23 protein-coding genes and 4 tRNA genes are annotated in these 24,814 nt (G+C 67.8%); all 27 read right to left on the reverse strand.

Annotated elements, in window-relative coordinates; genetic code table 11:
- Positions 1-7 precede the first annotated feature (7 nt).
- Positions 8-103 (reverse strand) — tRNA-Sec (locus QT382_RS07275).
- A 25-nt stretch (positions 104-128) separates the two neighbouring features.
- Positions 129-2,051: a selenocysteine-specific translation elongation factor gene (gene selB / locus QT382_RS07280; protein WP_289253367.1), complete on the reverse strand. Its 1,923-nt coding sequence runs from the start codon at positions 2,049-2,051 to the stop codon at positions 129-131.
- An 18-nt stretch (positions 2,052-2,069) separates the two neighbouring features.
- Positions 2,070-3,176: a transglutaminase-like domain-containing protein gene (locus QT382_RS07285; RefSeq protein WP_289253368.1), complete on the reverse strand. Its 1,107-nt coding sequence runs from the start codon at positions 3,174-3,176 to the stop codon at positions 2,070-2,072.
- A 20-nt stretch (positions 3,177-3,196) separates the two neighbouring features.
- Positions 3,197-3,709 carry a TlpA family protein disulfide reductase gene (locus QT382_RS07290; protein ID WP_289253369.1) on the reverse strand — a complete coding sequence of 171 codons (513 nt, stop codon included), beginning with the start codon at positions 3,707-3,709 and terminating at the stop codon, positions 3,197-3,199.
- A complete protein-coding gene (gene selA / locus QT382_RS07295; RefSeq protein WP_289253370.1) occupies positions 3,706-5,151 on the reverse strand; it encodes an L-seryl-tRNA(Sec) selenium transferase in 1,446 nt (481 codons plus the stop codon). Before selA ends, QT382_RS07290 begins: the two co-directional genes overlap by 4 nt.
- The gene (gene fdhE / locus QT382_RS07300) at positions 5,151-6,173 is read right to left on the reverse strand and encodes a formate dehydrogenase accessory protein FdhE (protein WP_289253371.1); all 1,023 of its coding nucleotides are present in this window, start codon (positions 6,171-6,173) and stop codon (positions 5,151-5,153) included. The genes selA and fdhE overlap by 1 nt, the downstream gene beginning before the upstream one ends.
- Before the next feature lie 29 nt (positions 6,174-6,202).
- The gene (locus QT382_RS07305; protein ID WP_289253372.1) at positions 6,203-6,829 is read right to left on the reverse strand and encodes a formate dehydrogenase subunit gamma; all 627 of its coding nucleotides are present in this window, start codon (positions 6,827-6,829) and stop codon (positions 6,203-6,205) included.
- On the reverse strand, positions 6,826-7,698 hold the full coding sequence (gene fdxH, locus QT382_RS07310; RefSeq protein ID WP_289253373.1) for a formate dehydrogenase subunit beta: 873 nt from the start codon (positions 7,696-7,698) through the stop codon (positions 6,826-6,828). The genes QT382_RS07305 and fdxH overlap by 4 nt, the downstream gene beginning before the upstream one ends.
- A 3-nt stretch (positions 7,699-7,701) precedes the next feature.
- On the reverse strand, positions 7,702-10,830 hold the full coding sequence (fdnG, locus tag QT382_RS07315; RefSeq protein ID WP_289253374.1) for a formate dehydrogenase-N subunit alpha: 3,129 nt from the start codon (positions 10,828-10,830) through the stop codon (positions 7,702-7,704).
- A 139-nt stretch (positions 10,831-10,969) separates the two neighbouring features.
- Positions 10,970-12,064: an iron-sulfur cluster carrier protein ApbC gene (gene apbC, locus QT382_RS07320; protein ID WP_289253375.1), complete on the reverse strand. Its 1,095-nt coding sequence runs from the start codon at positions 12,062-12,064 to the stop codon at positions 10,970-10,972.
- Between the two features lie 12 nt (positions 12,065-12,076).
- A complete protein-coding gene (locus tag QT382_RS07325) occupies positions 12,077-12,694 on the reverse strand; it encodes a LysE family translocator (RefSeq protein WP_289253376.1) in 618 nt (205 codons plus the stop codon).
- Between the two features lie 68 nt (positions 12,695-12,762).
- Positions 12,763-12,838, reverse strand: a tRNA-Lys gene (locus QT382_RS07330).
- A 23-nt stretch (positions 12,839-12,861) separates the two neighbouring features.
- Positions 12,862-12,937, reverse strand: a tRNA-Lys gene (locus QT382_RS07335).
- Positions 12,938-12,952: 15 nt separating this feature from the next.
- Positions 12,953-13,028, reverse strand: a tRNA-Lys gene (locus QT382_RS07340).
- A 31-nt stretch (positions 13,029-13,059) separates the two neighbouring features.
- The gene (locus QT382_RS07345) at positions 13,060-13,857 is read right to left on the reverse strand and encodes a tRNA threonylcarbamoyladenosine dehydratase (RefSeq protein ID WP_289253377.1); all 798 of its coding nucleotides are present in this window, start codon (positions 13,855-13,857) and stop codon (positions 13,060-13,062) included.
- Positions 13,858-14,976, reverse strand: coding sequence for a YeeE/YedE family protein (locus tag QT382_RS07350; RefSeq protein ID WP_289253378.1), 1,119 nt, complete (start codon positions 14,974-14,976; stop codon positions 13,858-13,860).
- A gap of 78 nt (positions 14,977-15,054) precedes the next feature.
- On the reverse strand, positions 15,055-15,846 hold the full coding sequence (gene ybgF, locus QT382_RS07355; RefSeq protein WP_289253379.1) for a tol-pal system protein YbgF: 792 nt from the start codon (positions 15,844-15,846) through the stop codon (positions 15,055-15,057).
- Positions 15,846-16,388, reverse strand: coding sequence for a peptidoglycan-associated lipoprotein Pal (gene pal, locus QT382_RS07360; protein WP_289253380.1), 543 nt, complete (start codon positions 16,386-16,388; stop codon positions 15,846-15,848). The genes ybgF and pal overlap by 1 nt, the downstream gene beginning before the upstream one ends.
- Positions 16,389-16,455: 67 nt before the next feature.
- The gene (tolB, locus tag QT382_RS07365; protein WP_289253381.1) at positions 16,456-17,727 is read right to left on the reverse strand and encodes a Tol-Pal system beta propeller repeat protein TolB; all 1,272 of its coding nucleotides are present in this window, start codon (positions 17,725-17,727) and stop codon (positions 16,456-16,458) included.
- Between the two features lie 113 nt (positions 17,728-17,840).
- Positions 17,841-18,917: an ABC transporter permease gene (locus QT382_RS07370; protein WP_289253382.1), complete on the reverse strand. Its 1,077-nt coding sequence runs from the start codon at positions 18,915-18,917 to the stop codon at positions 17,841-17,843.
- 3 nt (positions 18,918-18,920) lie between these two features.
- Positions 18,921-19,844, reverse strand: a complete 924-nt coding sequence (locus QT382_RS07375; RefSeq protein ID WP_289253383.1) for an ABC transporter ATP-binding protein — start codon at positions 19,842-19,844, stop codon at positions 18,921-18,923.
- A 73-nt stretch (positions 19,845-19,917) separates the two neighbouring features.
- Complete coding sequence (gene rng, locus QT382_RS07380) at positions 19,918-21,393, reverse strand: ribonuclease G (RefSeq protein ID WP_289253384.1); 1,476 nt, start codon at positions 21,391-21,393, stop codon at positions 19,918-19,920.
- A 7-nt stretch (positions 21,394-21,400) separates the two neighbouring features.
- Positions 21,401-22,018, reverse strand: a complete 618-nt coding sequence (locus tag QT382_RS07385; protein WP_289253385.1) for a Maf family protein — start codon at positions 22,016-22,018, stop codon at positions 21,401-21,403.
- Positions 22,015-22,485 carry a 23S rRNA (pseudouridine(1915)-N(3))-methyltransferase RlmH gene (gene rlmH, locus QT382_RS07390; RefSeq protein ID WP_289253386.1) on the reverse strand — a complete coding sequence of 157 codons (471 nt, stop codon included), beginning with the start codon at positions 22,483-22,485 and terminating at the stop codon, positions 22,015-22,017. Before rlmH ends, QT382_RS07385 begins: the two co-directional genes overlap by 4 nt.
- Before the next feature lie 9 nt (positions 22,486-22,494).
- Positions 22,495-23,268, reverse strand: a complete 774-nt coding sequence (gene rsfS / locus QT382_RS07395) for a ribosome silencing factor (RefSeq protein ID WP_289253387.1) — start codon at positions 23,266-23,268, stop codon at positions 22,495-22,497.
- Entirely contained in the window at positions 23,269-23,883 is a 615-nt protein-coding gene (nadD, locus tag QT382_RS07400) for a nicotinate-nucleotide adenylyltransferase (protein ID WP_289253388.1), read from the reverse strand.
- Positions 23,874-24,809: an oxygen-dependent coproporphyrinogen oxidase gene (gene hemF, locus QT382_RS07405; RefSeq protein WP_289253389.1), complete on the reverse strand. Its 936-nt coding sequence runs from the start codon at positions 24,807-24,809 to the stop codon at positions 23,874-23,876. The genes nadD and hemF overlap by 10 nt, the downstream gene beginning before the upstream one ends.
- Between the last annotated feature and the right edge of the window lie 5 nt (positions 24,810-24,814).

Consider the following 24,814-nt stretch of genomic DNA (forward strand, 5'->3'; position numbering starts at 1 on the left):
CCTCGATTGGCGGAAGAGAACAGGAGTCGAACCTGCCCGGCGACGCATGGCGCCACCCACCGGGTTTGAAGCCCGGCCGACACACCGGTGTCGTCTCTCCTCCATGGAACTCCTTGCAATACAGATCATCAGGCGGCCTGCTCCTCGGCCATGAACAGCCGCGAGTCCAGCCTCAGCTTGTGCAGATCACCGACCCGGCGCAACAGGCCCACCCGGTCGAAATATTCCAGGATCTGGATCGCCCGCTTGCGGCCCAGGCCCGTGCCGTCGCGAAAGCCGGCCGCCAGCACCTGGCCCTGCTCGGCCGCGGCAATGCCACGGGCAATGGCTGCCAGCTTATGCATCTGGACCGGCGCATAGAACAGGTCTTTCACCACCTGGTGCAGTTCGCCCTGCTGGGCCAGGCGCGCCAGCACGGTGCGCATCAGCGCCTCGCTCTCGCCGCAGTCACGGGCCAGGTCGCGGGCCCAGCAGCCTTCGAAGCCGGCCTCGGCCAGGCGCGGCGCAACCTTCTGCGCGATGCGCTGCTCGCTGCTGGAGAGCTGCACGCCATGCGCCGGCAAATGGACGAAGGCGCCGCGCAGCGCCAGGCGACCAGCCGACCGTTCGCGCGCCAGCAGCGCACGCCACAAGGGCTCGGCCAGGCGCGGCGCGACCAGGCGGCGCAGTCGGCCGGCATCCGGGCCCAGTTCCTCGGGCTGGCGCTGGTGGTAATCGGCCAGCAATTGCATCAGGCGCTGCACCAGAGCGTCTGCTGCCGGCCCGGCCCAGGCCCAACGCTGCTCACCCTCATGAGCCAGCAAGGCACCGCACGGCGCTCGCAGCTCGGCCACGCCCTCGGCCGCGGCGAAGCGACCGAGATCCAGGCCCAACGGCGCAGCATCCAGCAGGGCCGTCAGTCTCTGCTCTGGCGTCACCAGCTCCAGCGCCCGCAACTCGGCCAGGCGCTCGGTCGTGCGCCGGTAGCGGGTCGGTGCAAACGGATCCAGCACCACGCCCCCGGCCAACGTGCGGCTGGCACTGGCGTCGCGCAGCACCACGCGGTCACCGCGCCAGGCGCCGACAGGCTCATGCAAGAGCAACTGGACGAGGGCCTGGCCGCCCGGCTCCAGCTGCTCGGCATCGAGCACGGCCACCGTGCCGGTGACGGCCTTGGCGCCCAGGTGCACATGGACCGAGGCGCCCGACTTCAGCGCCCGGGCCTCGGCCGGCCAGAGCTGCAGCCGCGCATCGAGCCGGCTCGTGGACAAGGCCACCGAGGGCGCGACCAGCCACTGGCCGCGGGTCACCTCGTCCTTGGCCAGGCCGACCAGGGCGACCGCGCAGCGCTGGCCCGCGCCGGCCTGCTCGACCGCCGCATTCTGCGCATGCAGGCTGCGCACACGCAGCGGCTTGTGGACGCGCAGATTCGGCGTCAGCAGCAGTTCATCGCCGATGCGGACCGAGCCCGAGTGGATGGTCCCGGTCACGACCGTGCCGACGCCATTGAGGCTGAAGGCGCGGTCTATGGCCAGGCGAAAGGCCCGGCCATCGTCAGCTCGCTGGCCAGGCTGGGCCGCGGCATCGAACAGCAGCTGGCGAAGCTCCGCAATGCCCTGCCCTGCCGTCGCGGCGACCTCGATCACCGGGGCCGAGGCCAGCGGCGTGCCAGCCAGCAGCTCGGCAATCTCCAGCCGCAGCGTGGCGATGCGCGTGGCATCGGCCCGGTCGCATTTGGTGATCACGACGGCGCCGCGCGCCAGGCCCAGCAGGCTCAGCACCGCCAGGTGCTCGCGGGTCTGCGGCATCACGCCGTCGTCGGCAGCAACCAGCAGCAGTGCGTAGTCGATGCCGGTGGCGCCGGCCAGCATGGTGTGGACCAGGCGCTCATGGCCGGGCACGTCGATGAAGCCAATGCGCGAGCCATCCGGCGCAGCTAGAAAGGCATAGCCGAGCTCGATGCTGATGCCGCGCTTCTTCTCCTCGGGCAGGCGGTCGGTGTCCACGCCGGTGAGCGCCCTCACCAGCGTGGTCTTGCCGTGGTCGATATGACCTGCAGTTCCGACAATCATTGGCCGCCGATCATGGCTTCAAGCCTGGACTTCCTTTGCGGAAATCACGTACTTGAAGTTGTCCGGCGCCAGCTCGTCGAAGCGGCCGCTGCGGTTCTCGCCCTGCGGGTACATCAGGAAGGGCAGCGAGGCCTTGCCGGCGCTGCCGGGCAGCATCAGGTCATGGGCGCGGTTGTAGCCGACCCAGTTGCCCTCCCAGCTGCCGAACAAGGCCTTGTCCACCGGCGCGACCACCGGATGGCGGCGGTCCTTGATCCAGTCCGTGGTTTCCTGACGCGCGACCTTGAGTACGTCGGCCGGGTCCATGGCCACCCAGCCATGCTGCTTCAGGAAGACCTCGGCCCGGCAATGCTGGGCTCCCTTGAGCGCTGCCGAGTTGGCGCCCAGTTCCTTGTAGCCGAAGGCCGAAGGCGCCACGCGCAGGCCGTAGATGTCGCGGGCCGGCACGCCGACCGCACGGTTCAGGCCGACGAAGATCGCATTCAGGTCGGCGCATTTGCCGCCCAGGTTGCCGGTCTCCAGCATGGCCTTGATGTCGCCTACGCCGCAGCCGCGCACCTTGGGTTCGCGGTGGGCATTGCTCACCACCCAGTCGTAGATGGCGCGGGCCTTGTCGAGGTCCGACTTTGCGTGGCGCGTGATCTCCAGCGCGGTCTTGCGGACTATGCCGTCCAGCGGCAGCAACTCGGTGGCCGCCAGCGCCGCGCGCAGCACCTCGGGGTCCTCGCTGACGCTGCGGCGCTGGCCCCAGTCGACGAAGCGGTTGCGGGTCTGCAGCCGCGTCGTGACGCTGAGCGTGGGGTCTTTGACCAGCTCGGAGAACTCGGCGTAGAGCATGCGCGTGTCGCGGGCCGGGTCGGCCACGACCCGGGCCACGCCGGCATTGCCGGTCCAGCTGTGTCCCAGCGTGCGCTGGAAGTCGGTCTCCAGGTCGGGCAGCGGCAGCCAGAGCTTGCTCGTGCCCTGCGGGTCGGCCACGCTGACGGTCAGGGTCAGCTCGAAGGCCCGCCAACCCGGACTGGGCTGCGGGGCGAAGCGGCGCTCCTGGGCCCAGCTCATCTGCCACGGGGCCAGCAGCGCCGCGGCGCTGGCGCCCGCGATCAGGGTTCTGCGTTGCATAGACATGCTCACACTCCTTGTTCCACTCAAGCCTTGAGATAGCGCGCCAGCCAATGGCGCATTTCGGAACCGTTCCAGTCGCATTCGCCCACCATGCTGGCGCGGGCCCGGCCCTGGCGATCCACCAGCAGCGTGGTCGGAAACACCCGCACGCCGAAGGCCCGCGAAGCCAGGCCATCCACGTCGCGCAGCACCGGCAGGCCCACCGAGGTCTGGTCGAGGAAGCGTTTCAGCGCTGCATCGGTCTCGCGGTAGTTCACCGCCACCACCAGCAGGCCCTGCGGTCCCAGGGCCGTGTCCAGCAATTCCAGCGAGGGCAGCTCGGCCCGGCAGGGCTCGCACCAGCTGGCCCAGAAGTTCAGCAACACGGCCTTGCCGCGCTGCGCGGCCAGCGACCAGGGCTGGCCCTCGGGATGGGTCTTGAGCTGCAGCGGCGGCGTGGCCTGGCCCTTGGGCCAAGGGCGCTCGACGGCCTGGGCTTGAGCCCCTGCCGCACCGAGCAATCCCGGGCTCGCCAAAAGCAAATCGCGGCGCCTCATGCCAGAGCCTCCTGCAGCGCAGACAACTGGCCGATGAAGGCCGCCTGATGATCGGCACGGTCCAGGCAGCGCAGGTCCAGCCACAGCTGGTCTTCGGCAATGCGGGCGATGACCGGCAGCGGCAAGGCACGCAGCGCTTCGGCCAAGCGCTCCAGCGCCGTGCCTATGCCCTTGCTCGCCACCGGCGCGATCACCAGGCCGGCCGAAGGCAGGCGTGCCACCGGCAGCGAGCCCGAGCCGATCTGGCCCAGCATCTCGCGGACCAGCACCGTGTAGCGCGGCGCCAGGGCCGCGGCCAGCAGCGGCTGCAGCTGCTCGGCCTGGTTGCGTATGGCTTCCAGCGGCCGGGTCAGCAGGCGCAGCGTGGGCAGGTCTTCGGTAAGCCTTTCGGGCCGCAGATAGAGCCGCAGCGTGGCCTCCAGCGCGGCCAGCGGCAGCTTGCTCATGCGCAGCGCCCGCTTCATGGGGAACTTGCGGATGCGCTCTATGAACTCGCGCTTGCCGACGATCAGGCCGGCCTGCGGCCCGCCCAGCAACTTGTCGCCGCTGAACGTGACCACATCGCAGCCGGCGGCCAGCATGTCCTGCGGCAGCGGCTCGCGCGGCAGGCCCCATTGCGAGAGATCGACCAGGGCGCCGCTGCCCAGGTCGGTCACCAGCGGCAGGTCATGGGCGTGCGCGATCTTGGCCAGCTCGGCCTCCTCCACCGCGGCCGTGAAGCCCTGGACCTGGTAGTTGCTGGTGTGGACCTTCATCAGCATCGCCGTTTCGGGGCTGATGGCACCGGCGTAGTCGCGCGCATGGGTGCGGTTGGTCGTGCCGACCTCGACCAGGCGCGCGCCCGCGCTGGCCATCACGTCGGGCATGCGGAAGGCGCCACCTATCTCCACCAGCTCGCCGCGCGAGAGGATGACCTCCCGGCCCCGCGCCAAGGCCGCAATCGCCAGCAGCACGGCGGCGGCATTGTTGTTGACCACGGTGGCGGCCTCGGCACCGGTCAGTTCGCACAACAGGCCTTCGACCAGCGAGTCGCGGTCGCCACGGCCACCCGAGGCCAGGTCGAATTCGAGGTTGTTCGGCCCGGCCATCAGGCGCGGCAGGTCTTGCAAGGCCGCATCGGCCAGCAGCGAGCGGCCTAGGTTGGTGTGGATGACCGTGCCCGTCAGGTTGAGCACGGCCTGCATGCGCGGCTTCAGGCGCGCAGCGACCCGCTCGGCCAGCAGCGCCTGCAGGCGCTCGGGTTTGACGGCCTCCTGCGACAGCTCGCCGGCAACGGCGCGCACCCGCAGCCGGTCAAGCAGGGCACGTGCCTCGGCGGCCACCAGGCTGTGGCCATGCTCGGCGAGCAGCGGCTCGCTGAGGCGCAGAAGCTTGTCGGTCGAGGGCAGATCCTTGGGGGCCGCCTTCGAGCCGTGAACCACGGACTCTCGGGACTGGGACATCAGGATCTCCCTGAGGGTGGGCTGTCAGGAGGTGGTTCGGGCTCGCCGAACAGCAGCATCAGATTGAGGCCATGGCGGCGCAGCCCGGTCTCGGACAGCAGCAGGTCCAGCGTCAGGCTGGCCAGGTCGTCGGCCGCCGGCTCGACGAAGGGGTCGCGCTCGGTGTGGACGATCTTCAGGTAATGGCCGCAGTCGCCACAGGTCTCGGCCTGCACGGCCGAAGGCGAGGCCGGGCCGACCGTGCCTTCAATGGCCTCCAGCGATTCATAGGCCAGCTTCAGGCCCGAAAGGCAATGCGGGCACTGGATGCGGACCATGTGCCACTCGGCCGCGCACAGCGAGCAGTGCAGGTAGCGCTGGCCGGCCACGTCACCGATCTGGCGGGTGATGCTGGCCGTGGGCCGGCTGCCGCAGCAGGGGCAGAGCGTCTCGTCCTCGATGCGCGCAAAGGCCAGCTGGCCGGGTTGGTCAAAGCGCGAGGCGGTGGCTGTCACCAGCCGAGTCCAGTAGACCTGCAGGGCCGCGGCCACCAGCGGCGCGGCCGCCAGGTCAAGGCCCAGCATCACGCCGTTCAGCAGGCAGTCGGCCTGGGTCTCCAGCCAATCCGCATCGGCCTCGCGCAGGGCCTGCAGTGTGGCTTGTGTGGCGGCGGGCGCGCGCGGCGCGAGCTCGTCAACGATGTCCCGCAGCGCGGCCTGCCAGGCCGGGTCCCGCGGCCAATCGGCAGCCGGCAGCGGCGGCCGGCCGACGGCGCGGGCGGCGGCGATTTCGGAGGGCGTGGGCAGAGGCAGCTCGCCCAGCCTTTGCAGCACGGCATGCTGGGCCTGCGACAGGTCGGCGATGAAGATCAGGTAGTCCCGCATCGCATGGCCCGCTGCAAGCTGGCGCAGGCGCAGCGAACGCTCGGCGAACAGCGTGGCCACCTCGGGCAGGCGCAACTCCTGGACAGGCGCGCCACCGGCGCCCGCGGCGATCTCCTCGGGCGACATCAGCTTGATGGTCGCCTGCGTTCCCAGCGTCATCGCACTCCTTGCTGAACTTGCAACTGAAGCTACTTGCCGCCCTTGCCGGTCATCTCGGCATGCCAGAGCGGATGGTTCTTCTTGGCCCAGGCCTCGGTGACCGTGCCCCGGGTCATCGCCCGCAGCGTACCCCTGACCCAGATCGCCGCATAGACGTGGACGATGAGGGACAGGATCAGCACCGTGGCCGCCACAGCATGCAGCAGGGCCGCCGCGCGCACCAGGTCGATCGGCAGCAGGTGGGCGAACCATGGACGCCAGAACATGAAGCCGGTGACGATCAGCACCAGCAGGCTCCAGACCATGGCCCAGAACACCAGCTTCTGGCCGGCGTTGTAGCGGCCCACCGGCGGCATGCCTTCCTTGTTGCCGCGCAGCATCTCGCCCATCTTGGCGCGCCATTCGCGGTCGGCCTCGGTCATGCGGTTGTGTGCGCGCAGCTTGCGGAACATGGGCACGAAGCACAGCACCATGGCCAGCCCGATGAAGGGATGCAGGATGCGCGTCCAGGCGCCGCCGCCGAACAGGTTGGACAAGAAGAACAGGCCCGGGTGGAAGAAGGCCAGGCCCGACAGCCCGGCCAGCACGAACAGCAGGGCCACCAGCCAGTGGTTCATGCGGTCGCCGTCTTCGTAGCGCTTGAGGTACTTGCTCATGACGGCTCCTTCTCATCGGCTTCCGACTCGACCGGACCCACCTTCATGTAGTGGAAGAAGCCCGCCACCGCCGCGCCGACCATGGCGGCCACGGCCAACGGCTTGGCCACGCCCTTCCACAGCGACACCATGGGACTGATGCTGGGGTTGGCCGGCAGGCCTTCGAGGCCCGGCTGGTCGGCATGCTTGAGCACATACATCACATGCGTGCCGCCGACGCCGGCCGGGTTGTAGAGCCCGGCGTTCTGGAAGCCGCGCTCCTTCAGCTCGCCGGCGCGCTTGTCGCCGTAGGCCACCATGTCTTCCTTGGTGCCGAAGCTGATCGCCCCGGTGGGACAGGTCTTGACGCAGGCCGGTTCCAGGCCCACACCGACCCGGTCGGAGCACAGCGTGCACTTGTAGGCCTTGTTGTCCTTCTTGCTGATGCGCGGCACGTCGAAGGGGCAGCCCGAGACGCAGTAGCCGCAGCCTATGCAGTTCTCGGAGATGAAGTCGACGATGCCGTTGGCGTACTTGACGATGGCGCCCGGCGACGGGCAGGCCTTGAGGCAGCCCGGGTCCTCGCAGTGCATGCAGCCGTCCTTGCGGATCAGCCATTCGAGGCTGCCCTCCTTGGGCTCGACCTCGAAGAAGCGCATCACCGTCCAGGAACTCGGCGTGAGGTCCGAGGGGTTGTCGTAGACGCCGATGTTGTCGCCGACCTCGTCGCGCAGGTCGTTCCAGTTCATGCAAGCGACCTGGCAGGCCTTGCAGCCTATGCATTTGCTCTCGTCGATCAGCTTGGCCACCTGGGGCGTGGAGCGCACCGAGGGGCTGGGCGTCGTCGTGGCGGAGCGGGCCACGACGTCTTGGCTTTGAAGACTGCTCATGACCTACACCTTTTCGATGTTGACGAGGAAGGCCTTGAACTCCGGCGTCTGCGAGTTCGCGTCGCCCACGTAGGGGGTCAGCGCATTCGCCAGGTAGCCGTTGTTCGTCACGCCCTTGAAACCCCAGTGGATGGGGATGCCGACGTGATGGACCTTCTTGCCGTTGACCTCGAGCGCGCGCATGCGCTTGGTCACCACACAGGCCGCGATCACCTCGCCGCGGTTGCTGCGCACCTTGACCTTGTCGCCCTGCCTGATGCCCTTCTCCTTGGCCAGCTCCTCGCCGATCTCGACGAAGGGCGATGGCTGGACGATGGCATTGCTGCGGGCGTGCTTGGTCCAGAAATGCTGGTGCTCGGTCAGGCGGTAGGTGGTGGCCGCGTAAGGGAACTCCTCCTTCTTGCCGAAGGCCTCGAGGTCGCCCTTGAACACCCGGGCAGCCGGATTGGACACGGCCTTGGGGTTGGTCGGGCACATCAGGTTGACGCCCACCGGCGTCTCGAAGGGCTCGTAGTGCTCGGGGAAGGGACCTTCGCTCATGCCCACGGCATGCAGCCGTGCCACGCCCTCGGGGTTCATGATGAAGGCGCCCACGCCCTGCTCCGGCGCCGCATCGGGCCGCATGTCGGGGATGTCGGCCCCGCCGGCCCAGCTCGTGCCGTTCCAGGCCAGGTACTTGCGGCTGGGATCCCAGGGCTTGCCGTCCTTGTCCGCGCTGGCGCGGTTGTAGAGGATGCGGCGGTTGGCCGGCCAGGAGAAGCCCCAGTTCTGGAACACACCCAGTCCCGTGGGATCGGAGGTGTCGCGTCGCGCGGTCAGGTTGCCCGCCTGGCTCCAGCAGCCGGCGTAGATCCAGTTGCCGCAGCTGGTCGAGCCGTCGTCACGCAGCACCGCAAAGCCCGGGAGCTGCTCGCCGGCCTTGAGGATGGGCTGCGGCGGCGCCGCACCCGGCGCCGTTGCGGGCACCGGGATGGGCTTGCCCTTCGCGTCCAGTTGCGGCGCGGGCGGTGGTGGCATCAAGTCGGCCAGGGCCTTGCCGTTGATCTCGCGCAGCACCTCGGCCGGGTTGGGTACGTTGGCATTGATGTAGGGCCAGGCCAGGGCCGCGATCGGCTCGGGCAAGGCGCCACCGTCCTTGGCGTACATGGCGCGCAGCTTGACGAAGAGCCGGGCCATGATTTCCGAGTCGGTCTTGGCCTCGCCCGGCGGCTCGACCGCCCTCTCCTTCCAGCTGATCACGCGGCTGGAGTTGGTGAAGGAGCCGGTCTCCTCGGCGAAGCAGCTGGTCGGAAAGCGGAACACCTCGGTCGCGATCTTGGCCGGATCGACGTCGTTCAGCGGGCCGTAGTTCTTCCAGAACTCGCTGGTTTCGGTTTCCAGCGGATCCATGATGACCAGGTACTTCAGCTTGGCGAAGGCGGCCGACAGCTTCTTCTTGTTCGGCACCGCGGCCAGCGGGTTGAAGCCCTGGCAGAGGAAGCCGTTCATCTTGCCTTGGTGCATGCGCTCGAACAGGGCCAGCACGTCGTAGCCGGTGTCGCGCTTGGGCAGCCAGTCGTAGGCGAAGTCGTTGTCCTTGGTCGCGGCCGCGCCGTAGTAGGCCTTCATCAGGCTGGTGTGCCACTTCGGGAAGTTCTGCGTGAACGCCATCTGGTTGGGGCGCAGCGGCTTGCCGGTCCGGCTCTTCAGATAGGTCTCGCGGTCCACGTCCGCGTCAGTGGGTGCGCTCAAGTAGCCCGACAGCACCTCGGAGTAGGCGCACATGTCGGTGATGCCCTGCACGTTGGCATGGCCGCGCAGTGCATTGATGCCGCCGCCCGGCCGGCCCATATTGCCCAGCAGCAGCTGGATCATGGCCATGGTGCGGATGTTCTGCGAGCCGACCGAGTGCTGGGTCCAGCCCAGGGCATAGCAGATCGTCATCACCTTGTCCGGCGTGGCTGTGCCCGCAATCAGCTCGGCCACCTTGAGGAACTGGTCCTTGGGCGTGCCGGTGATCTTGCTGACCTGCTCGGGCGTGTAGCGGGCGTAGTGCTTCTTCATCTGCTGGAAGACGCACTGCGGGTCCTGCAGCGTGTCGTCCACCTTGACGTAGCCGTCCTCGCCCAGCTGATAGCCCCAGCTGGCCTTGTCATAGCTGCGCTTGTCGGCGTTGTAGCCGCTGAAGAAGCCGTCCTCGAACTTGTAGTCGGGCTTGGTGAGGAAGCTGGCGTCGGTGTTGAGCTTGACGTAGTCCAGGTGGACCTTGCCGTTGCTCAGCATGTAGTTGATGACGCCGCCCAGGAAGGCGATGTCGGTGCCCACGCGCAGCGGCGCGTAGTAGTCGGCCACGGCCGCCGAGCGCGTGAAGCGCGGGTCGACCACGACCAGCTTGGCCTTGCGCTGCTGCATCGCCTCCACCACCCACTTGAAGCCGCAGGGGTGGGCCTCGGCGGCATTGCCGCCCATGATCAGGACCAGATCAGCGTTCTTGATATCCGTCCACGAGTTGGTCATCGCTCCGCGACCGAAAGTCGGGCCCAGACTGGACACCGTCGGTGCGTGTCAGATGCGTGCTTGCGTGTCCAGGGAGACGATCCCCAGGCCGCGAGCGATCTTGACGCTCAGATAACCGGATTCGTTGGAGGAAGCGGAACTGATCAGGAAGCCCGTGGTGTTCCAGCGGTTGACCGTGACGCCCTTGTCGTTGGCCTTGACCAGGTTGGCGTCGCGATCAGCCTTCAGGTGCTTGGCCACGCGGGTCAGCGCCTCATCCCAGGAGATGCGCTTCCAGTCGGCCGAGCCGGCTTCGCGTACCTGCGGATACTTGACGCGGTTGGGGCTCTGGATCATGTCCAGCACGCCCGCGCCCTTGGGGCACAGCGTGCCGCGGTTGACCGGGTGGTCCGGGTCGCCCTCGACGTGGATGATGGTCGACTTGACGTTCTTCGCCTTGTCGCCCAGCGTGTACATGATCAGGCCGCAGCTGACCGAGCAATACGGACAGGTGCTGCGGGTTTCGGTGGTACGGGCGAGTTTGAAATTGCGCGTTTCGGCCAGGGCGGCCGTGGGCGAGAAGCCCAGCGCGGCGAGGCTGGATGCGGCCAGCCCGGCGCCACTCACCCGGAAGAACTGCCTCCGGTTCATGTCCATGGGGTTCGTCTCCTGCTTTGTGATCAGCCGGCCGTCACGCGACACTGCCGTCGATTCCGTCACAAAGCAGGACGCTTGTCCATAGCGCAAGCGCGCCCTGCCCGGCGATGCCGGGCGCAGGAAGCCCTGGTAACAACCCTTAGGTTGTCTTGGAGATGGAGATGCTGGGGAACTTGGACGAATAGTCCTTGGCCTGCTTGGCGATCTTGATCGCCACCTGGCGCGCCAGGGCCTTGTACAGGCCGGCCACCTCGCCCTCGGGCTCGGCCGCCACGCTGGGCTTGCCGGCATCGGCCTGCTCGCGGATGGACATGGCCAGCGGCAAGGCGCCGAGGTAGTCCACGCCATAGGCCTCGGCCATCTTCCTGCCGCCGTCGGCGCCGAAGATGTGCTCGGCATGGCCGCAGTTCGTGCAGACATGGACCGCCATGTTCTCGACGATGCCCAGGATGGGCACGCCCACCTTCTCGAACATCTTGAGGCCCTTCTTGGCGTCGATCAGGGCGATGTCCTGCGGCGTGGTCACGATCACGGCGCCGGTCACCGGCACGCGCTGCGATAGCGTCAATTGGATGTCGCCAGTGCCGGGCGGCATGTCGATGATCAGGTAGTCCAGGTCCTGCCAGCGGGTCTGGCGCAGCAGCTGGTCCAGCGCCTGCGTGGCCATGGGACCGCGCCAGATCATGGCCTGGTCCTCGGCCACCAGGAAGCCTATGGACATCAGCTGGATGCCGTGGCTGACCAGGGGCTCCATCATCTGGCCGTCCTGGCTCTCAGGCCGGCCGCTGATGCCCATCATCAGGGGCTGGCTGGGGCCGTAGATGTCGGCGTCCAGGATGCCGACACGGGCGCCTTCCGCCGCCAGGGCCAGCGCCAGATTGGCGGCCGTCGTGCTCTTGCCGACACCGCCCTTGCCCGAGGCCACGGCCACGATGTTTTTGACGCCGGCCAGCAACTGCACGCCGCGCTGCACCGCGTGGGCAATGATCTTGCTGTGCAGCTCCACGCTGACGTTGGCAACACCTGGCACGGTGCGGGCCGCGTCGACCAGGGCCTTGCGCAGCGCCGGGATCTGGCTGGCCGCCGGGTAGCCCAGCTCGACCTCGAAGGCCACCTGGTCACCCTCGATGCGCAGCTTCTTCAGCTGCCTGGTGGAGACGAAGTCCTGCCCGGTGTTGGGATCGACAACGGCTTGCAGGGCTTGGAGCAGGGAGGCTTCGGTCGGTGCGGTCATAGGGCGCGGAGTTTAGTTCCTGGACAAAGCCAGCAGGCCGCCGAAGGCCATGAAGGTCCCGCCACCGATGCGGTTCAGAGTGCGTCCACCGCGCGGCGACTTGAGCCAATGCCGCGCCCGTTGGGCGCACAGCGCATAGCCGCTGTGGATCAGGATGACCAGCACCGCGTAGCTCAGCACCAGCAGCGCAAACTGCGGCGTGTGCGGACGATCATGGTCTATGAACTGCGGCAGCACCGACAGGAAGAAGAAGATCGCCTTGGGATTGGTGAACTGCAGCGTCAGCGATTCGAGGAACAGCGCGCCGGCCGAGCGCGGCGGACGCAGGTCGGCCGCTTCGTCGAGCGCCAGGCCGGGTGAGCGCCACAGCTTGAGGCCCAGCCAGACCAGGTAGAGGGCGCCGAGGATCTTGATCAGCGTGAAGGCCAGAGCCGAGCTGGCCAGCAGCAGGCCCAGGCTGGTGGCCGAGATCGCGGCCACGATGGTGGCCCCGCTGGCAATGCCGAGGATGCCCGGCAGGCTTGCGCGCCAACCGCTGCGCAGCGCATTGCTCAGCGTCATCAAGACCCCGGGGCCGGGGCTCAGCACGGTGGCCGAGGCCATCAGCAGGAACAGCAGGTACAGCTTCATGGGTGCGATGCTAGCGCCAGCGCTGAAACGACAAGGGGACTCGTCTTGCGACGAGTCCCCTGGAATTCTGGTGGGCCCTGAAGGATTCGAACCTTCGACCAACGGATTAAGAGTCCGCTGCTCTACCAACTGAGCTAAGGACCCAGGCTGTGTGCCTGAGAGTTTCGTGGTGGGCCCTGAAGGATTCGAACCTTCGACCAACGGATTAAGAGTCCGCTGCTCTACCAACTGAGCTAAGGACCCACGAAACCACATGACTGGTGGGTTGTGCAGGATTCGAACCTGCGACCAACGGATTAAAAGTCCGCTGCTCTACCGACTGAGCTAACAACCCCCATCAGCAGAGCCTCACATTATAGGGCAGTTCAGACCCGACCCGCAAGAATTTTCTTGGCCTGGTCCTGGAGGTAGCACTCGATCAGTTCGGCAGCGGCGGCCATGCCGAAACTGGCGGTCACGGTGACCGAGGATCCGTAGCCGGCGCAATTGAGGCTGCCATCGACGGGGCAGGCCGAGCCGTCGTCGGACACGGGCCGGTGGACCGCCTCGCGCGAGAACACGCAGCGCACCCCGATCCTGCCCTGGCGCGCCGCGCCGTAGTGCTTGCGCATACGCTGGCGCAGCGAGGCCAGCAGGGGGTCATGTGTTGTCAGCGCCAGGTCCTCGATCTCGATCAGGTGCGGCGCCCGCTTGCCGCCGGCCGCGCCGACGGTGACGAAATCGACCTTTTCCCGCAGCGCCCAGTCCGCAAGGCAGGCCTTGGCCCGGATCTGGTCGCAGGCGTCGATCAGGCCATCGGGTGTTTCGCCAGCCAGCAGGCCAGGCCAGTTCGCTTCCTCGACGAACTCCTCAACCAGGCTGATCCGGCAGGCCGGATTGATGTCCAGGATGCGTCGCCGCAGGGCCTCGACCTTGGACATGCCCACGGTCTCGCCCAGCGCCTGGACCTGGCGGTTGATATTGGATTCGGCCACCTGGTCCAGGTCGATCAGGGTCAGCGCCGCCACGCCCGAACGGGCCAGCGCCTCCACCGCCCAGGAGCCGACGCCGCCCAGCCCGACCACGGCGAAATGCGCCTCACGCAACCATTGGTAGCGCTCGTCGCCATAGAGCCGGCGCAGGCCGCCGAAACGGCGCTCGGCGTCGTAGTCAGTCACGCTCATTCAGATCGAACGCTCGACGCGCCAGGTCTGGTAGCGCAGGGCCAGCACCGCACCGCCGATGATGGAGGCCAACGCGATGAAGCTGCCCAGGCTCAGGGTCGAGAGGCCGGACAGGCCCTGCCCCACCGTGCAACCCAGGGCTACCACGCCGCCAATGCCCATCAGCAGCGCGCCGACCAGATGGTTGGCCGTGTCCTCGACACCGCGGAAGCCCTCCCAACGGAAGCTGCGCGTGACCAGGGCCCAGGCGCCGGCACCGACGACCACGCCCAGTGTGTTGACGATGGCCAGGCCCAGGACCTTGCTCTTGTCGCTGAAGAACACCAGCCAGTCGATGCTGTAGGCCATGGGGGCGACGAAGCTCATGCCCTCCATGCGGTCGCGGTTGCTGCTGCCCACGAAGACTTCCTGCAGCGTGTTCGGATCCTCGGCCACATAGCCCAGGCGACCGCTGACCCACCAGATGCCGGCCACGGCCGCGCCGCAGCCCAGGCCGCCCAGCAGGTTGTCGAGGCTGCGGCCCTCGGGCTTCCAAAGCGCCCAGAGCAGCAGTCCACCGCCGAGCAGGCCGCCAATCCAGGCTGCCGCCTTGGGCTTGGCCAGGCCCAGCGGCGCGGCGAGCAGGCTGGGCAGATCCTGGCCGGTTGCCAAGGTCACGGACACCTTCTCGACCGTCTCGACCCGCAACACCGCCGTGATGCCCTTGAGCGTGGCAAAGGCCGCCACACCCATCACGAAGAAGACGAACAGCGACTTCAGATTGCCGGCGCCGATGCGGACCAGGGTCTTGCTGCCGCAGCCTGAGGCCAGGACCATGCCGAAGCCGAACATCAGTCCGCCGACGATGGACGACAGCCACAGCAACCGCGGCGCTGCATAGGCGGTCTTGGCCGCATCCACCCAGCCCAGGGCCACCATGGCATTGAAGCCCAGCATGACCACGCCCGCCGCCAAGGCCCACATGCGCATGCGGCTCCAGTCACCGATGTTGACGATGTCTGACACCGCGCCCATGGTGCAGAAATGGCTGCGCTGCGCGACGGCACCGAAAAGCACGGCCAGGGCGAACGAGGCCCAGAGCACCTGCTGCTGGATGGCATTGATATCGAGGTCCTGCATGGGCCGCGATTGTAGGGAGGGCAAAAGAAAACCCCGCGGGCCCAAGGCCGGCGGGGTCGGGGATGACAGCGAGGCTATCTACTTCAGCGAGGTCAGCCGCTCCTTGGCGGCCTTGGCCTGCTCGGTGCCCGGGTAGGTCTTGATCAGCTCTTCGAGGCTGCGCTTGGCCGCCTTGACGTCCTTCAGGTCGGCCTGGCAGTTGGCCAGGGTCAGCGCGGCGTCGGGCGCACGCGGATGGTCCTTGGCCGAGGCGATGAAGGCCTTGAAGCTGGTGATCGCGTCCTTGCAGTTGCGGTTGCCGTACTGGGCGATGCCCAGCGAGAAGCGCACCGAGTCGGCATAGCCGCTGGCCGAATAGCGGCGCAGGAAGGCCTGCAGCGCAGCATCGGCCTCGGCGAAGTCGCCGCGGCGCACCAGGCCGGTGGCGGCCTCGTACTGGCGACGCTCTTCCGGATCGACCTGGAAGTCCTTGCCGTCCAGCGAGACTTTCTGCGGCTCCAGCGGACGCAGGCGCGATTCCAGCGCCAGCACCTGGTCGGTCAGCTTGCGCTGGGCGTCGGTCAGGTCGCGGGCCAGCTGCTCGTTCTGGCCGCGCAGCTTGGCGACATCGGCGCGCAGCGCCTCGATCTGGCCGTTCAGGTCCAGGATGCTGCGACGCAGGGGCAGCAGCAGGTCATTCATCTGGCCCGCCAGCTGATCGACGCGGGCCTTGCTCGCCTCGTCGTTCTGCTTGACCTGGGTGCGCAGGTCGACAATCGCCTTGCGCGCCTCGTCGTCGTCAAAGACGCCCGCCTGGGCCGACGACAGGCTGCCGAACAGGCTTGCCATCGCGGCCAGAGCGACCGCCAGCATCGAGGCGCGCGCGTTCATCACTTCTTGTCCTGCAGTTCGACGCGGCGGTTCTTGGCCCAGGCCTCTTCGGTGCTGCCCTGGACGGCCGGACGTTCCTTGCCGAACGACACCGGCTCGTAGCGCTCAGCCGCCACGCCCAGCAGGCTCAGCGACTTGGCCACGGCCTCGGCGCGCTTCTGGCCCAGGGCCAGGTTGTACTCGCGGCCGCCGCGTTCGTCGGCATGGCCTTCCAGGTTCAGGCGCACGGCCTTGCTGATGCCCAGACGCTTGGCATGGGCCTCGACCACGCCACGGTACTCGTCCTTGACCACATAGCTGTCGAAGTCGAAGTAGACGACGCGCTTGTCCGACACGGCAGCGGTCTGCTCGGCGTCGATGTCGACGCGCTTCACGGCCGAGTCGGCCATGGGCTTGGGTTCGGGCTGGGCCGGCTTGCTCACCGGCGGAGGCGGCGTGCGGTCTTCCACCTTTGCGGGCTCGTCCAGCTTGACCGGCGAGCTGCAACCCACCAGGGCGGCGGCGGCGAGCAGGGAGAACAGGATTTGGCTTTGCTTCTTCATTGGTTTCGCTCCTTGATAGAAAAGCGTTCGTCGTTGAACTTGTTGGGACGGTGGGGACGGCGTTCCTTCAACGACCGAACGGCCCCCAGATGGGTTCGCGCATGTCTCGCTGACCGGCGGCGAGCTTGGCCTTGATTTTGCCGTCCAGCGTGGTGGTCATCAGCACTTCTCGTCCGTTGGCGCGGGTCGCATAGACGATCAGCCTGCCGTTGGGCGAGAAGCTGGGGCTTTCATCATCCAGCGTGTCGGTGATCTGGTTCACCGCGCCACTGGCCATGTCCATCACGGCCAGCTTGAAATTGCCATTGACCCGCGTCACGAATGCCATGGTGCGACCATCGGGGCTGAGCGCCGGGCTGATGTTGTACGAGCCAGTGAAGGTGACACGCTCGACCCCGCCGCCGCCGGTCGACATGCGGTAGATCTGGGGCGCGCCACCGCGGTCGCTGACGAAGTAGAGGCTCTTGCCGTCCGGCGAGAACACCGGTTCGGTGTCGATGGCCGAGCTGGTGGTCAGTCGGCGAACATTGCTGCCGTCGCGGTTCATGATGAACAGCTGCGAGCCGCCCTCGCGCGACAGCGTCATCGCGATCTGCTGGCCGTCCGGCGAATAGGTCGGCGCGCTGTTGGTGCCGCGGAAGTTGGCAACCTGGCGGCGGGCGCCGGTCTGCAGGCTCTGCGCCCAGATCGAGGCCTTGCGGCCTTCGAAGGACACGTAGATCACCTCGCGGCCATCGGGCGACCAGGCCGGGGACATGATGGATTCGCTGCTGTTGAGCGCGTCCCGTGCGCCCTCGCCGTCGGCGTCGGCGATCCACAGCGTGAACTTGTTGCCGACCTTGCTGACGTAGGCCATGCGGGTGGCGAACACGCCCTTCTCGCCGGTCAGCTTTTCGTAGATGGCGTCAGCGATGCGGTGCGCCGCAAGACGGGCATCCTCGACCACGATGGCCTGGCTCTCGCCGCCCAGGTCCGAGCCCTTGACCACGTCCCAGAGCTTGAAGCGCACATCGACCCGGCCATCGGCCAGGCGCGTCACCGAGCCGCCGGCCAGCGCGTCCACATTGCGCTGGCGCCATTCGCCGAAGGCCGGCTGGCTGGTCTCGCTCAGCGGCACATTGGCCTCGACCACGCGGAACTGGCCACTGCGCTCCAGGTCGGCGCGCACGATGGCCGCAATGGCCTGGCCGGCCAGGCCTTCATCGCGGAAGTTGGGAATGGAAATCGGCAGCTGCGCCGTGCCCACGCCGGCAATCTCGACCCGGAACTGCGCCTGGGCGATTAGCGGAACAGAGGCGGCCGCGGCGGCCAGCAGGTGGCGGCGATTCAGGCCGCGCATTTCAGGATTCAGGTCGGACATTCGCGGATTTGCAATGACAAGGGCGACAGGCCGGCGGCCTGCCGTCGATCAGACATCCGGGGCAGCATTCTGCCTCAGCCGCCGCACGGCCCTCAGCGCCATTGGAAACGCCTTGTAGCGCTTGCGAACAACAGCAGCGCCCAGCCACCCATGATTGCCAGCGGCCCGGTCTGGCTGGCCAGCGTGGCGCCGTCGTTGTAGACCGCTCGCATCGCGTCGAGCAAAGGCATCAGCGGCAGCCAGGACATGGCGGCCTGCAGCCAGCTCGGCGCGGCATCCAGCGAGAAGTAGACGCCCGACAGCAGCATCAGCGGCATGGAGACCAGATTCGCCAGCCCATTGGCCGACTCCACATTGCGGGCCAGGCTGGCGAGCACATAGCCCAGGCTGATGAAGCAGGTCGCACCCAGGGCCATCAGCAGGAACAGGGCCACCAGGCTGCCGCGGCTGCTCAGCCCGAAGGCCAGGTAGCCGGTCAGGAGCAGCAGGGCCGAGCCGACGAAGAGTACGACGATGCGCTCGACCACCTGGGCCCCCATGAACACCCAGCGCGGCAGCGGCGTGGCTGAGAGCCGCTTGTAGTGGCCCTTCTCGCGCAGGGCCACATCGGTCATGGTGGCGCCGAACACGCCCATCATCATCAGGTTCAGGCCCAGCAGGCCGGGCAGCAGGAAGGCCACGTAATTGCCCTCGCGCTGACCGCCCGGGCTGAGCAGGTCCACGGGCACGGGAGCCGGCGGCTCGACGCCGGTGCGCCTTGCCTGCACCGCCAGGGCCGCCTGCTGCAGCAAGGCCTCGACCTGCATGCCCTGGCCGCCGAAGTAGCTGTTGATGCGCAGCCGGGGCGCGCCGGCCTCGCCTTCCAGCAGGGCCACCAGCTTGCCCTGGCGCCAGCGGAGCTCGGCCGCTTCGACCTCCATGCGCTCCAGCTTGAGCCCGCGCTCGCTCAAGGCCTTCTCCAGCAGCAGCACATCGGGACCCTCGTCGGCCGCATGGGCCCAGACCAGCGGCTGCGGCTTGGCCGGCCCGCCGAACACCAGGCCCAGCACGATCAGCATCGCGATCGGAAAGCCGGCGAACCAGAACAGGGCCTGCGGCTCGCGCAGGTAAAGGCGCAGGCCCATCTGCAACTGGCGCCAGAACATCCTCGACAAGAAGCTCGCGTTCATCTCTCAGTCCCTCAGGCTGCGGCCGGTGTGATGGAGGAAGACGTCTTCCAGGCTGGACTTGCGCAGATGCAGGCGGCTCATGGGCAGACCCTCGGCCTCCAGGCCATCCAGCAGGGCCCGCAAGTCGCGCTGGGTAGAGCTCAGCGCCACCTCCCAATGGCCCGCCTTGGCCTCGATGGCCAGACCGGTGCGCGCCGCCAGCGCCTGCGGCCCGGCCTGCGAGCCGGCTGCGAATTCGATCTCGGCAAAGTCGCTGCGCTTCAGTGCGGCAATCAGTTCGCGCGGCGTGCCGACCTCGAGCAGGCGGCCGCGGTCCATGATGCCCACGCGGTCGCAAAGGGTCTCGGCTTCTTCCATGTAGTGCGTGGTCAGCAGCACGGTGCGGCCCTCGGCCTTGAGCTGGCGCACCATGTCCCACAGGCCTTGGCGGGCCTGTGGATCCAGGCCGGTGGTCGGCTCGTCCAGGAACACCAGCTCCGGGTTGTGGATCAGCGCCAAGGCCAGGGCCAGGCGCTGGCGCTGGCCACCACTGAGCTTGCTCTGGAAGGACTCGGCCTGCTCCTGCAGGCTGACCTGGGCCAGCATCTCGGCCACCGGACGCGGCCGGGCGTAGTAGCTGCTGAACAGCTCCAGCGCCTCGCGCACCTTGATGCGGTCGTCCAGTTCGGTGATCTGGAACTGCACGCCGATGCGCGGCCGTATCGCCGCACCGTCCTTGCGCCAGTCCAGCCCCAGCAGCTTCAGCTCGCCCTCGTCCGGCGTGCTGATGCCTTCGAGCATCTCCATGCTCGTGGTCTTGCCGGCACCATTGGGGCCCAGCAGGCCGAACACCTCGCCGCGCCGCACCTGCAAGTCCAGCCCGTCCACCGCCTGCACGCTGCCAAAGCGCTTGCGCAGTCCGCGCGTCTCGATCGCCAACTGCTCCATCGCCTCGCCTCCTCTCAGGGGAAGCGGCGGATTTTGTGCGGTGGCCGTCGCACCGCTATCGGTAATACCCCGGTCAGAGCAGGACGATGTCGTAGTGCTCGGTCTGGTTGGTCGGCTCGGCCGACAGCGAAATCGGCTTGCCGATGAAGTCCGACAGGCCGGCCAGATGCTGGCTCTCTTCGTCGAGCAGCATCTCCACGACGTTGGCCGCCGCCACCACGCGGAACTCCCGAGGCGAGAACTGGCGGGCCTCGCGCAGGATCTCCCGCATGATGTCGTAGCAGACCGAGCGCGCCGTCTTGACCTGGCCGCGGCCCTCGCAGGTCGGGCAGGGCTCGCAGAGCATGCGGGCCAGCGACTCGCGGGTGCGCTTGCGTGTCATCTCCACCAGGCCAAGCTGGGTGAAGCCACCCACCGTCACCTTGGTGCGGTCGCGGCTGAGCTGCTTGCGGAACTCGCTGAGCACCGCGTTCTTGTGCTCCTCGCGGGTCATGTCGATGAAGTCGACGATGATGATGCCGCCCAGGTTGCGCAGCCGCAGCTGGCGCGCGATGGCGCCGGCCGCCTCCAGGTTGGTCTTGAAGATGGTGTCGTCGAAATTGCGGGCACCGACGAAGCCACCGGTGTTGACGTCGATGGTCGTCATCGCCTCGGTCTGGTCGACGATCAGGTAGCCGCCCGACTTCAGGTCGACGCGCCGGGCCAGAGCCTTGTCCAGCTCGGTGTCGATGTTGCAGAGGTCGAAGATCGGCCGCTCGCCGCGGTAATGCTCCAGCTTCTCGGTGGCCGCCGGCATGAAGGTCTCGCCGAAGCCCTGCAGCACGTCGAACTGCATCTTCGAATCGATGCGGATGGAGCCCGTGCGCTCGGTGGTCAGGTCGCGCAGCACCCGCTCGACCAGACTCAGGTCCTGGTGCAGGAGCGTGCCCGGCGGCGAGCGGAACGAACGCTCGCGGATGGTGGCCCAGGTCTTGCGCAGGTAGGCAATGTCGGCGCCCAGTTCCTCGTCGCTGGCGTCCTCGGCATTGGTGCGCAGGATGAAGCCGCCACCTCCGCCCTCTTCCGGGCTGCCCACCAGGGCCTGCATGCGGGCGCGCAGCTGCTCGCGGGTCTCGGCCGAGCCGATCTTCTGCGAGATGCCGATGTGGTTGTCCTGCGGCAGGAAGACCAGCATGCGGCCGGCGATGCTGATCTGGCTGGACAGGCGCGCACCCTTGGTGCCTATCGGGTCCTTGATCACCTGCACCGTCAGCGCCTGGCCTTCGAACACCAGGCGCTCGATGGGCACGGCCGTGCCACTCTCGGCGTGGTGGGGCCGGCTGCCGTTGACGTGCAGGTCGGCCACATGCAGGAAGGCGGCACGCTCCAGGCCAATGTCTATGAAGGCCGATTGCATGCCGGGCAGCACCCGCGCGACCTTGCCCGAATAGATGTTGCCGACCAGGCCGCGTTCCAGCGTGCGCTCTATGTGCAGCTCCTGCACCGAGCCGTTCTCGACGATGGCCACCCGCGTTTCCTGCGGCGACCAGTTGATCAGGATGTCTTCCATGTCCGGTTCAGACCTCGAATCCCCATTGCTGCAACAGCACCGCCGTCTCGTGGAGCGGCAGGCCCATGATGCCCGAATAGCTACCGGCGATGTGCGTGATCCAGACCGCGGCATCGCTCTGTATCGCATAGGACCCGGCCTTGCCGAAGGGCTGGCCGCTGTCTACATAGCGCTGCAGGCGCTCGCGCGAAACCGGCGCGAACTCGACCTCTGAAACGCTCAGCCGCGTCAGGCGCCGCTCGCCCAGGCCCACGGCCACGGCCGTGATCACGCGATGGCGGCGGCCGGCCAGGCTCTCCAGCGTGGCCAGCGCATCGTCCGCATCGGCCGGCTTGCCGAGGATGCGGTCGCCCAGGGCCACGGTGGTGTCCGAGCAAAGCACCGGTGCCGGCTTCAAGTCACGGCGGCCCAGGCGGACCAGGGCCGCATCCAGCTTGGCCTGGGTCACCCGTTCCACATAGGCCTCAGGCTTTTCGCCTGCAATCACTTCTTCAAGCGCCTCGGCATCTTCTTCCGGCCCTGGCAGCAGCAACTCCAGCTTCATGCCAATCTGCTCCAGCAGCTGGCGGCGGCGCGGGCTCTGCGAGGCCAGGTAGATGAATTCGAAGGACGGCAAGGCGCTCATTCTCGGTGGTAGGGATGGTTGACCATCACGGTCCAGGCGCGATAAAGGCCTTCGGCCAGCAGCACGCGGGCGAAAGCGTGAGGCAGGGTCAGGTCCGAGATGCGCAGCGTCTCGTCGGCCGTGGCCTTGAAGTCGGGATGCAGGCCATCGGGCCCGCCTATCACCAGGGCGGCATCGCGGCCCTCGCCCATCCAGAGCTTGAGCCGCTCGGCCAATTGCATGGTCGTGCGGCGCTCGCCGCGCTCATCCAGGATGATGCGGCGCACGCCTTTGGGAAGCGCGGCCTCGATGCGGGCGGCCTCGGCCGCCATCATCTGCTCCACCGACTTGCCGGCGCCGCGCGGCTCCGCCTTGACCGCTTTCAGCTCCAGCCGGAGCTCGGGCGGAAAGCGCTTGGCGAAGTCCTCGTAGGCCGTGTCGGCCCAGGCCGGCTGGCGCTGGCCGACGGCAACAAGCCAGAGCCGCATGGCGAAGGCTTAGCGCGCCGTCTTCTTGGCGGGCGCGGCCTTCTTGGCAGCAGGCCTGGCAGCGGGCTTGGCGGCAGCCTTGCGAGCAACCGGCTTGGCGATCGCGGCCTTCTTGGCCGGTGCCGACTTCTTGGCCGCGCCGACCGTGATGGTCTTGACCGGCTTGGCGGCCTTGGTGCCAACGGTACGGGTGGCGGCCTTCTTGGCGGGCGCGGCCTTCTTGCCGGCAGGGCTTGGCTTCTTGGCAGCGGGCGCGGCCTTCTTGGCCGGGCTCTTGGCAGCCGGCGCCTTGGTGCCGGTCACCTTGCTGGCGGGCTTGGAGGGCGCAGCCTTCTTGGCTGGCGCCTTGACGGCCTTGCTGGCCTTCTTGCTCTTGGCCGGCGCCTCGTCCTCGTCGTCGTCCATGGGCTCCGAGGCCTTGACCAGCCTGACCTCGCCGTCGCCCAGCTTCAGCTTGACCGGCTTGCCGCCCCAGATTTCCTCGAGGTGGTAGTACTCGCGGATGGCCGGCTGCATCACATGGACCACGGCGGCGCCGCAGTCGACGATGATCCATTCGCCGTTGTCCTCGCCCTCGCAGCGCATGACCTGCATGCCCCGGCCCTTGACGGTTTCGCGCACGCTGGAAGCCAGCGCCTTGGTCTGACGGTTGCTGGTGCCCGAGGCGATGATGACCCGCTCGAACAGCGGCGACAGATGCTCGGTGTTGAAGACCTGGATGTTCTGGGCCTTCACGTCTTCCAGACCATCGACGATGGCGCGTTGCAGCTTGCGAATGTCCATTCAGTACTCACTCTTCTCGTAAAGCCGGTGCCGGGCAATATACCCCGCGACCGCGTTGCCCACTATGGGGCGGAGGTCCTCGTGGCGCGCCGCTCTGGCGCGCACTTCGGTCGATGAATGCTGCAGCGCCGGCAGGGCCAGCGGCAGCATCTTGTGGGCTGTCGCCTGCAGTTCGGGCGAGGCCAGGATGGCATCGCCCGAGCGCGCCGCCACAGCCAGGGTGGCGCGGTTCAGGATCTCGGGCCAGTCACGCCAGGTGTGCAGCCTCGCGTACTGGTCCTGGCCGATGATCAGGAACAGCTGCTCGCCCGGGTGGCTCACCGCCCGTTCGCGCAGCGTGTCCACCGTGTAGCTGGCGCCTGCGCGCCGCAGCTCGCTGTCGTCGATCTCGAAGCGCGGTTCGCCCTCGATCAACAGTTCCACCATGGCACGCCGGTGGGCGGCCGGCGCCAGCTGCCGGCCTGCCTTCTGCCAGGGCTGGCCGGCTGGCAGCCAGACCACGCGGTCCAGGCCCAGCTCTTCAAGCGCACAAAGGGCCAGGGCCCGGTGGGCCTCATGCGGCGGATCGAAGCTGCCGCCGAACAGGCCCACACGGGAGGCCTGGTCTACAGCCATAGATGGGTGGCCGGTTCGTCGGCCCAGTCGCGTGGCCGCAGGAAGTCGCTGTACAGCCGCGCCTCGGGCGTGCCCTCCTCCGGCTTCCAGTCATAGCGCCACTTCACCTGCGGTGGCATGGACATCAGGATGGATTCGGTGCGCCCGCCCGACTGCAGGCCGAACAGCGTGCCGCGGTCGAACACCAGATTGAACTCCACGTAGCGGCCGCGGCGGTAGGCCTGGAAGTCGCGCTCGCGCTCGCCATAGGCATAGCCCTGGCGGCGCTCGACGATGGGCAGATAGGCCGGCAGAAAGGCATCCCCCACCGAACGCAGGGTTGCGAAAGCAGCGTCGAAGCCGCCCTCCGCATAGTCGTCGAAGAAGATGCCGCCCACACCGCGCGGCTCGTTGCGGTGCTTCAGGAAGAAGTACTCGTCGCACCAGGCCTTGAAGCGCGGATAGAGCTCGGCGCCATGCGGCGCCAGCGCCTCGCGGCAGCTTCGGTGGAAATGCTGGGCATCGCGCTCGAAGCCGTAGTACGGCGTCAGATCCATGCCGCCGCCGAACCAGACCACCGGCTCGCGGTCAGCCGGCAGCGCGGCGAACATGCGCACGTTCATGTGCACCGTCGGCACGAAGGGGTTCTGCGGATGGATGACCAGGGAGACGCCCATGGCCTCGAAAGGCGAGCCCGCCAGCTCCGGCCGGTGCTGGGTGGCCGAAGGCGGCAAGACCCGGCCCCGTACATGGGAGAAATTGCAGCCGCCGCGCTCGAACACCGAGCCGCCCTCGATCAGGCGCGACAGGCCGTCGCCCTCCAGGCGGCCGCCCGGCTCGCGCTGCCAGCCGTCGCTGATGAATTCGCCGCCATCGGCCGCCTGCAGCGCATCGATGATGCGGCCCTGCAGGCCCAGCAGGTAGTCGCGTACTGCTTGCGTGTCCATGCTTG

Source organism: Pelomonas sp. SE-A7 (assembly GCF_030345705.1).
In the GTDB taxonomy this organism is placed as follows: Bacteria; Pseudomonadota; Gammaproteobacteria; order Burkholderiales; family Burkholderiaceae_C; genus JAUASW01.